The organism is Microbacterium sp., assembly GCF_049661145.1.
In the GTDB taxonomy this organism is placed as follows: domain Bacteria; phylum Actinomycetota; class Actinomycetes; order Actinomycetales; family Microbacteriaceae; genus Microbacterium.
The window spans coordinates 1-8,312 of sequence record NZ_JBASZT010000107.1; the positions used below are offsets into that span (position 1 = coordinate 1).

The window sequence follows — 8,312 nt, forward strand, 5'->3', positions numbered from 1 at the left end:
GCGTCGTCTTGAGCGCGTCCGGATGCTGCGATGCGTGCACCGTCGGCGGCCTTCTGCGCTTCGCGCACGCGCTTGCGGAGGTTCTTGTCGGTGATCTCGCGGTCGCCGACGGCGCCTGGCGTCCACAACTCGACGTCCTCGTCCGCATACGACGGCTTCTTCAGCGCGCGCTTGCGGACATCCGGCGGGACGACGCCGGGTGCGAGTCGGCGAGCCGTGATGAGAAAACCGGTGTGGGCGACCATCCGATGGTCGGGGCGGACCGCGAGCCCCTCGACGTGCCATCCCCGCACCATCGTCTCGGTGGCCTCGGGGTCCGTGAACAGCCCCGTCGCACGCACGTACTCCGCGACGCGGCTCAGCTGGGTCGCCGTCGCGACATAGCAGAGCACGACGCCGCCGGGGGTGAGCGCGTCGGCGACGGCGTCGATGCACTCCCAGGGCGCGAGCATGTCGAGGACGACGCGGTCGACGGATGCCGGAGCCACCGTCTCCGGCAGTTGCTCGACGAGGTCACCGACCACGATGCGCCACGAGGGCGGATGCTGCCCGAAGAAGGTCTCGACATTCGCCTCGGCGACCTGTGCGAACTCGTCGCGGCGCTCGAAGGAGATCAGCCGACCCACCGTCCCGATCGCCCGCAGCAGCCACATCGACAGTGCGCCGGAGCCGACGCCGGCCTCGACGACGGTCGCCCCAGGAAAGATGTCGGCCGCGGCGAGGATCTGCGCGGCATCCTTCGGGTACACGATCGCCGCCCCCCGCGGCATCGACATCACGAAGTCGCGCAGCAGGGGGCGCAGCGCCAGGTATTCGTGCCCGCCGGAGTTCACGACGACCGAACCGTCCGGCTGACCGAGGATGTTCTCGTGGCGCAGCACGCCGTGGTGGGTGTGCAGCTCGCCGCCAGCGCGGAGCGTGATCGTGTGCAGGCGCCCCTTGGGACCGGTCAGCTGCACCCGGTCGCCGAGGCGGAACGGGCCACTGGGGCGCAGGTCCGCGTTCGTCGCGGCGAATGTGGTCGACGAGTCGGTGCTCATACGCGCCCTCCGGCGCGGTAGGCCGCATGGAACGCGGCGATGTCCTCAGCGGTGCGGCCCTGCAGCGTCGGCCACAGCGCATGGGGGCCTACGCCGGCGAGCGAGGCGAGATTGGGCACGCCGATCGTCGGCACCCCGGCGGCGACGGCGGCGCGCACGCCGGTGGGCGAATCCTCGATCGCGACGGCGTCGAGCGGGTCGATTCCGAGCGTCTGGCACGCTTGCAGATAGGCGTCGGGGAAGGGCTTGGGCCGGGTGACGTCGTCGCCGGCGACGATGACCTCGAAGGCGTCACCGAACGGCGCGACGATCGCCTCCGCCATGTGATGCAGCGACATCGTGACAAGGGCGCAGCGGATGCCGGCGGCGCGCACGTCCGCCAGCAGTTCCGCCGCGCCGGGACGCATCGCGCTGCCCTCCTCGGCGATACTCGTCAGGACGCTCGCGGTGAGGTGATCGACGATCTCGGCGACGGCCATGCGGACGCCCGCTCTCTGCAGGACGATCGCGGAGCTCTCGAGGCCCTTTCCGACCAGGGTCAGAGCCTGCTCGTGCGTCCACTCACCGCCGAACGACTCGATGAGGGCCGTCTCGGCGGCCAGCCAGTGCGCTTCGGTATCGACGAGAGTGCCATCCATATCCCAGAGGACGGCGGCGGGAGGGGCTGAGGGCACCGGTCCATGCTACCGACGCACGCCGCGATGACCCGACCCCGCACAACCGGCCCCGAATCGCCGGCAACGCGTATCGTGGAGGGAATCGGCGGAAGGGGCGGCGTGGACGAACTGGGGCAGCGGGTGCTGGTCGTGGCTTTCGATGGCTGGAACGACGCGGGCGAGGCCGCCTCAGCGGCGGTCGCCCACATCCGGGAGTCCGGCGCGTATCGCGAGGTCTTCGCGGTCGATCCCGAGCTCTACTTCGACTACCAGTACACGCGCCCGCAGATCCGGCTGGACGCCGACGGCTCACGTACCCTCAACTGGCCGGACACGACGCTGTGGCGGCCGCTGCATCCTTCGGACGGGACGCGGCTGTGGCTGCTCTCCGGCGTCGAGCCGGCTCGTGCCTGGCAGGCGTTCGTCGCTGAACTCATCGACGCGGCGCTGAGCGAAGACATCACCGGGATCGTCGCGCTCGGCTCCATGATGTCCGACGTCCCGCACACCCGTCCCATCTCGGTGTTCGCGGGAAGCGACAACGAGCGACTGCGCACCTCCCTGGGGCTCGAGAAGCCCACGTACGAGGGACCCGTCGGCATCCTCTCGGTCCTCGCAGCCGCCGCCGAGGATGCTGGCATCCCGTGCGCGACGCTGTGGGCGAGCGTGCCGCATTACGTCGCGGGACACACGCCGTCTCCCAAGGCGACGCTCGCTCTGCTGGACCGGCTCACCGCCCTGACCGGAGCGGTCGTCGCCCGGGGCGAGTTGCCCGCCGAAGCGCTCGCGTGGGAGGTGTCGATCGACGCGGCCGCCGCTGACGATGACGACATGACCGAGTACATCCACCAGCTAGAGCAGACGCGCGACACGTGGGACTCGCCCGAGGCGTCGGGCGACGCCATCGCACAGGAGTTCGAACGGTACCTGCGACGCGGCGGCGACGGCCCCTCCAAACCCGGACGCGACGACCGTCCTTCCGGTCGCTGAGCCCACCCGTCAGTAGGCCTGCAACACCCCGAGGCTCAGCAGCACGATCAGCACGATCCCGAGCACGACGCGGTAGATCACGAACGGCAGGAAGCTGCCGCGCTTCAAGTAGCGCATGAGGTAAGCGATCACGATGAAGCCGACGACGAACGCGACGACCGTCGCGACGCCCGTCTCCACCATGGAGAACACCTGCTCCCCCGGGTCCTTGATCGCCTGGTAGAGCTCGTACAACCCGCTGCCGAAGACGGCCGGCACCGCGAGCAGGAACGCGACCTCGGCCGCCGCCGGCCGCGTGTACCCGAGAGCCAGCGCCATCGTCGTCGTCGCTCCCGACCGCGAGACACCCGGAATGAGCGCGAGCGACTGGGCGAACCCGAGGGCGAGGCCGTGCGGATAGGTGAGGTCGGCCTCTTGGCGGCTCCGTCGGCCTAGGGCGTCTGCAGCACCGAGGATCAGGCCGAACACGATGAGGACGATCGCGACGAGCCAGAGGTTGCGGAACGTGTCGCGGATGACGTCCTGGAAGAGAAAGCCGAGGACGCCGATCGGCAGCGTGCCGATGATGACGATCCACCCCAATCGCGCGTCGGGGTTGTCGCGCGCGACCTTGCCGGTCAGCGACTGGAACCAGCGCGCGATGATGCGGGTGATCTTCTTCCAGAAGTAGACGAGGACGGCCAGCTCCGTGCCGATCTGCGTGATCGCGGTGAATGTGGCACCCGGGTCCTGCGCGGACGGCAGGAACTCCCCCACGATGCGCAGGTGCGCGCTGGACGAGATCGGCAGGAACTCGGTCAGTCCCTGCACAAGCCCCAGGATGATCGCTTCGATCAGTTGCATTGCGGCCTTTCAGTACGTGCGGATCAGGTCGGCGAGCACGCGCTGGCCGAACTCGAGGGCGTCGACCGGGACGCGTTCGTCCACCCCGTGGAACATACCGGTGAAATCCAGTTCTGCCGGCAGGCACAGCGGCGCGAAGCCGTATCCGGCGATGCCGAGCCCCGCGAGGGCCTTGTTGTCCGTGCCCGCGCCGAGCAGGTACGGGATGACCGGGATGCCGGGATCATGCCGGTCGAGGGTCGCGACCATGGCGTCGACGAGGTCGCCGGCGAACGGGATCTCGAGTCCGATGTCGCGGTGGATCTGTTCGATCTCGATGTCGTCGCCGACGATGCGCTGGATCTCGGCGAGCACGGCCTCCTCCTGCCCCGGCAGCGTGCGGATGTCGACCGTGGCGACCGCCGCGTCGGGGATGACGTTGACCTTGTACCCCGCCGTCAGGCCGGTCGGGTTCGCCGTCGTGCGCAGCGTCGACCGCAAGAAGGAGGATGCCGGGCCGGCGCGGTCCGCCACGGCATCCGGTGCTGTCGCATCGGCGCCGCACAAGCTCGCGAGGTCATCGACGAGGCGCTTCGTCGTGTCGGTCAGCTCGACGGGCCACGCCGTGCGGCCGAGCGCGGCGACGGCTTCGGCCAGGCGCGTGATCGCGTTGTCCGGGTGGAACCGGCTGCCGTGCCCGGCTCGGCCCCTCGCGCGCAACCGCGCCCAGATGAGCGCCTTCTCGCCCACCTGGAGCAGGTAGGCGCGCCGGTCGCCGACGGGGATCGAGTAGCCGCCGACCTCGCTGATCGCCTCGGTCGCGCCCGCGAACCACTCCGGCCGGTCGCGGACGACGAGCTGCGAGCCCTCCACGCCACCGTTCTCCTCGTCGGCGAAGAACGTGACGACGATGTCCCGGGCGGGCTGTTCCCCCGCGCGCAGGAGTTCGGCGACAGCGGTGAGGATCATGGCGTCCATGTTCTTCATGTCGACCGCGCCGCGGCCCCACAGCATCCCGTCGCGCACCTCGCCGCCGAACGGGTCGACGCTCCAGTCATCCGCGACGGCGGGGACGACATCGAGGTGCCCGTGCAGCACAAGTGCGGGCTTGTCACGATCGCGCCCCGGAATGCGGGTGGTGACGTTCGTCCGCCGCGGGATCGGCTCATAGTACTCGGTGGCGAGGCCGAGAGACTCCAGGTAGGCGCCCACGTATTCGGCGGCCTCGCGCTCTCCCCGCACCCGCCCTTCGCCCCAGTTCGTCGTGTCGATGCGGATGAGGTCGCGTGCGATTCGCGCCACCTCGGACAGGTCGTCGTGCTCGGGCATGCGCTCCACGCTACTCGCGGCGGCGCGGTGCCCGCGTATCGGTGCGTCTCGGTGCGACACAGCCTGACCCGAAAGTCTCGTGACCCTGGGCAGACTTTCTCGCCCCACGGCGCGGCAGCGCCACTGAAAAAGCTGACCCGGTCCGGCTCAGTCGCCGTCGGCGAGGAGGTGGCGCAGGTAGCGCTGCGGTGACGCCAGGTAGCTGCGGTGATGGCGCACGAGCTCGAGGTCTTCCCACTCCGACTCACGGATGCCCCACTCCCCCAGCTCGAGGATCGTCGCACCGGGCAACGAGCACAGCAGGGGCGAGTGGGTCGCGCAGATCACCTGAGTGCCCCGCGCGCGCATCGCGTCGAGGTTGGCGATCCAGCGCAGGGTCGAGTCGAACGACAGCGCCGCCTCCGGCTCGTCCAGCAGCACGAGACCCGTGACGTACCGCTCGTTGTTGAGCTTGCGCTCCAGAAGCGCGTTGAAGGACTCGCCGTGGCTCTTGCCGTGCAGATCGCGGTCAGGGCTGCCTGGCAGGGATTCCAGCCAGGTGTAATACCCGTGCATCGTCTCGGCGCGCAGGAAGAACCCGCCGCGGCCAGAGAGATTGCCCTTGATGATCTTCAGCCAGGAACCGAGCGGCGACTCGCTGCGGCGCGTCGTGACGCCGCCGTTCTGGCTCCCGCCCTCGACCGGCAGACCCGCGGCCTCGGCGATGCCCTCCAGCAGCGTCGATTTGCCCGACCCGTTCTCGCCGACGAGGAAGGTCACTCCTGTGCCGAACTCCCACCCGCCGAACGGGGCGCCCGCAGCGGCGACCCGGAGGAACTCGGCGACAGCCGGCAGGCTCGCCGGCCACGCGCGAGGATCGATCGCGGCGTCGGCGAACACCCCCACCGCACGGATGGGCCGGGAGTCGCTCCGCCAGTCACCCGCCATGACCACACCTTACGGCCGGGCCCACCTCGTCGCGCGGATGCCCCGGTTCGCGCCGAGCGCGCCGGTTCGCGCCGAGCCGGCCGGTTACGGCGCGCACGCAACCGGCACAGTCGGCAACAACCGGCCCACTCGCGGATGCCCCGGGAACGCACCGGCGGGTCGCCCGCGCTCGCACCGGGTTCAGGCGGTGGCGCCGGCATCCACCCTTCGGCGTTTCGTTGCGAACTGCATCACCGCACCCAGCACTGCTTGCAGCACCGCCACGGCGAGCACGACGACGAACGCTCCCGCCGAGCCGAAGCTCTCCGCCAACAACGCCGCGATCACCGACCCGACGGCGAGTCCAAGCACCACGCCGCTGGCGGTCAGGGTCATCACGACGCCGCCGCGCCCCTCCCTCGCCACCGATCCCGACACACCGAACACCGTGAGCATGAGCGGTCCCTGGAAAGCACCGGCGACCACCGAGGCGGCGATCATGGTGACCGTGTCGTGCGCGGTCAGCATGAGCAGCGCTCCCCCGGCCATACCGACACCGGAGACCAGCCAGCGGATCCACGGGCCGATGCGCGCGGGCACGAGGACCATCGCGATCGTCGTCGCGGCCGATCCCACCGCCATCACCGCGTACAGCAGCGGACCTGCGCCGGGGATGCCGACTTCTTCGGCGAACGCCGTGAGACCGGTCTGGCTCGCACCGAAGAACACACCCATCGCCAGCGTCCCGGTGAAGGCGACGGCGATCAGCAGCCGCGCACGACGCCCGAGCGGAGGGAGTGCGACCTCGGTATCCCGCTTGGCGTTTCTCGCGCGCCGCGGCATCCGTCGCTGACTCGGATGGACGGCGAACCAGGTGACGAAGACGGCCACGAGCGCTACCGAGATGACGACGGCGGTCACGGGGCCAGAGGCGACTGCGACGATGCCGACGAGCGCGGGTCCCGCGATGTAGACCGCCTCATCGACGACGCCCTCGAAGGCGAACGCGACCTGGCGGTGCTCCGGTGCGATGACGAGCCAGCGCGCCCGCGAAAGCGGCCCGACCTGCGGCAACGTGAACCCGGCAACGCCGGCGAGCAGCACGGTGACGATGTCGGGAGCGGACCCCGCCGCGACGCAGAAGCCGAGCAGCGACGCGAGGTGCAGGACGACACCGGCGAGCAGCACCGGACGCTGACCGTAGCGGTCGGCGAGGGCACCCGCGAGGGGCGCACCGACGGTTTCGCCGAGCGCCGCCGCAGCGGCGGCCGCTCCGCCCACCGCGATCGAACCGGACGCGAGGGTCGCGAGCGTCAGGATCGCGAGCGGGACCATCGACAGCGGCAGCCGACCGAACGCCGTCGCGGCGAGGTAGCTCCACCCCGCCGTGCGGGGTAGGGCTCGATACCCCCCGAGGCCCGTGGCGGGGGCTGGAGCTGGAGCTGGCACGGTGGGGCCAGCGGGGATAGTAGGCGGCGGCGCGTCGGATCGCTCGGCAGACATGGATGCTCCTCGCGGCGCGTCCCCCACCTGATCGCACCCGTGACCCCGATGCGCTGCGCATCGTGGGCGCCGTTCGGCACCCGACATCGTGTGTACCGATGGTAGCGGTCTTCGCCCCCGGATCAGATCGCGCGGCCGGATCCGGCGGCGAACGCCGTCAGCAGGCCGCGCCCTTCGCGCCAGGTTGCCAGTCCGCTCGCGGCGTTGAGGTGCCCGCGGTCGCCGACCGCGATCCATGCCGCGCCGAGGGCGGCGGCGATCTCCGCCGAGCGCTCGGGCGCGCAGTATGCGTCGTCGCCGCTCGCGATCATCAGCGCCGGCACCGTCAGGGGTTCGGCCAGCGGGATGCCGGTGAACGCCGACTCGGGCAGCGGGAAGCTCTGGGCGGCGGGATCGGGCAGTGCCACCAGAAACAGCGCGACGTCTCTTCCGGGGTTGCGCCGCGTCCACTCGATCGCGGTGAGGCATCCGAGGCTGTGGGCGACCAGGACCGGCGAAGCGTGCCCGATCGCCCGGTCTACGGCGGCGATCCAGTCGTCGAGCTCCGGCTCGTCCCACGATGACGGCGCGATCCGTGTGAACCGCCGGTCCGCCTGCTGCCACACCGTCTGCCAGTGGCCCGCGTCGGAGCCGCCGAGCCCGGGCAGCACCACCACGGGCGGAACGAGAGTGTCGGTCATGCCGTCGATTGTGGCAGAGCTACCGTGAAGCATGAGCAAGCGCGCGATGTATGCCGACACACTGCGCCAGACGCCACGCGGAGCCTGGCCGGAGTACCTCACTGAGCACAGCGGCCTTCCCGGCCCGCGCGCGAATCTCGAACTGATGCAGGCCGTCGCCGACGTCGGCGATCAGGGTGACTTCGACGCGCTGATCTCCGGCGGCGACGAGTACCTCGTCTGCTGCGGCGTGGTCGGACTCGGCGCTCTCCTCGCGGCGGCCGCTGACGAGCAGCTCGTCACGCGCCTACGCACGCACGCGAGCGACGAGCGCTGGCGGGTTCGCGAGGCAGTGGCGATGGCGCTCCAGCGGCTCAGCGATGCCGACCCCGCGCGGCTCGCGACAC

8 protein-coding genes and 1 pseudogene are annotated in these 8,312 nt (G+C 70.6%); 2 read left to right on the forward strand and 7 right to left on the reverse strand.

Going from position 1 to position 8,312, the window contains the following annotated elements; genetic code table 11:
* Together WBP48_RS04595 and WBP48_RS04600 are read right to left on the reverse strand one after the other, a co-directional pair.
* On the reverse strand, window positions 1–1,040 hold a 1,040-nt coding region (locus WBP48_RS04595; RefSeq protein WP_424436746.1), incomplete at its 3' end, for a tRNA (adenine-N1)-methyltransferase.
* Entirely contained in the window at window positions 1,037–1,714 is a 678-nt protein-coding gene (locus WBP48_RS04600; protein WP_424436749.1) for an HAD family hydrolase, read from the reverse strand. The genes WBP48_RS04595 and WBP48_RS04600, both read right to left, overlap by 4 nt.
* A gap of 102 nt (window positions 1,715–1,816) precedes the next feature.
* Here WBP48_RS04600 and WBP48_RS04605 point away from each other — a divergent pair, with 102 nt between their 5' ends.
* Window positions 1,817–2,686 (forward strand): PAC2 family protein, encoded by an 870-nt coding sequence (locus WBP48_RS04605; protein WP_424436752.1) that lies wholly within the window; start codon window positions 1,817–1,819, stop codon window positions 2,684–2,686.
* 9 nt (window positions 2,687–2,695) lie between these two features.
* On the opposite strand, the gene WBP48_RS04610 is transcribed toward WBP48_RS04605, so the two are convergent.
* The 5 genes from WBP48_RS04610 to WBP48_RS04630 all read right to left on the reverse strand — a co-directional run bounded on the left by WBP48_RS04610 (window position 2,696) and on the right by WBP48_RS04630 (window position 7,926).
* Complete coding sequence (locus WBP48_RS04610; protein WP_424436755.1) at window positions 2,696–3,529, reverse strand: undecaprenyl-diphosphate phosphatase; 834 nt, start codon at window positions 3,527–3,529, stop codon at window positions 2,696–2,698.
* A 9-nt stretch (window positions 3,530–3,538) separates the two neighbouring features.
* Window positions 3,539–4,837 carry a M20/M25/M40 family metallo-hydrolase gene (locus WBP48_RS04615; RefSeq protein ID WP_424436758.1) on the reverse strand — a complete coding sequence of 433 codons (1,299 nt, stop codon included), beginning with the start codon at window positions 4,835–4,837 and terminating at the stop codon, window positions 3,539–3,541.
* A gap of 147 nt (window positions 4,838–4,984) precedes the next feature.
* The gene (locus WBP48_RS04620) at window positions 4,985–5,764 is read right to left on the reverse strand and encodes an AAA family ATPase (RefSeq protein ID WP_424436761.1); all 780 of its coding nucleotides are present in this window, start codon (window positions 5,762–5,764) and stop codon (window positions 4,985–4,987) included.
* A 180-nt stretch (window positions 5,765–5,944) separates the two neighbouring features.
* Window positions 5,945–7,246, reverse strand: coding sequence for an MFS transporter (locus WBP48_RS04625; RefSeq protein ID WP_424436764.1), 1,302 nt, complete (start codon window positions 7,244–7,246; stop codon window positions 5,945–5,947).
* A 122-nt stretch (window positions 7,247–7,368) separates the two neighbouring features.
* Window positions 7,369–7,926: an RBBP9/YdeN family alpha/beta hydrolase gene (locus WBP48_RS04630; protein ID WP_424436767.1), complete on the reverse strand. Its 558-nt coding sequence runs from the start codon at window positions 7,924–7,926 to the stop codon at window positions 7,369–7,371.
* Between the two features lie 31 nt (window positions 7,927–7,957).
* Between WBP48_RS04630 and WBP48_RS04635 the strand changes: the two are divergent.
* Window positions 7,958–8,312, forward strand: a pseudogene (locus WBP48_RS04635) (HEAT repeat domain-containing protein); the annotation flags it as partial.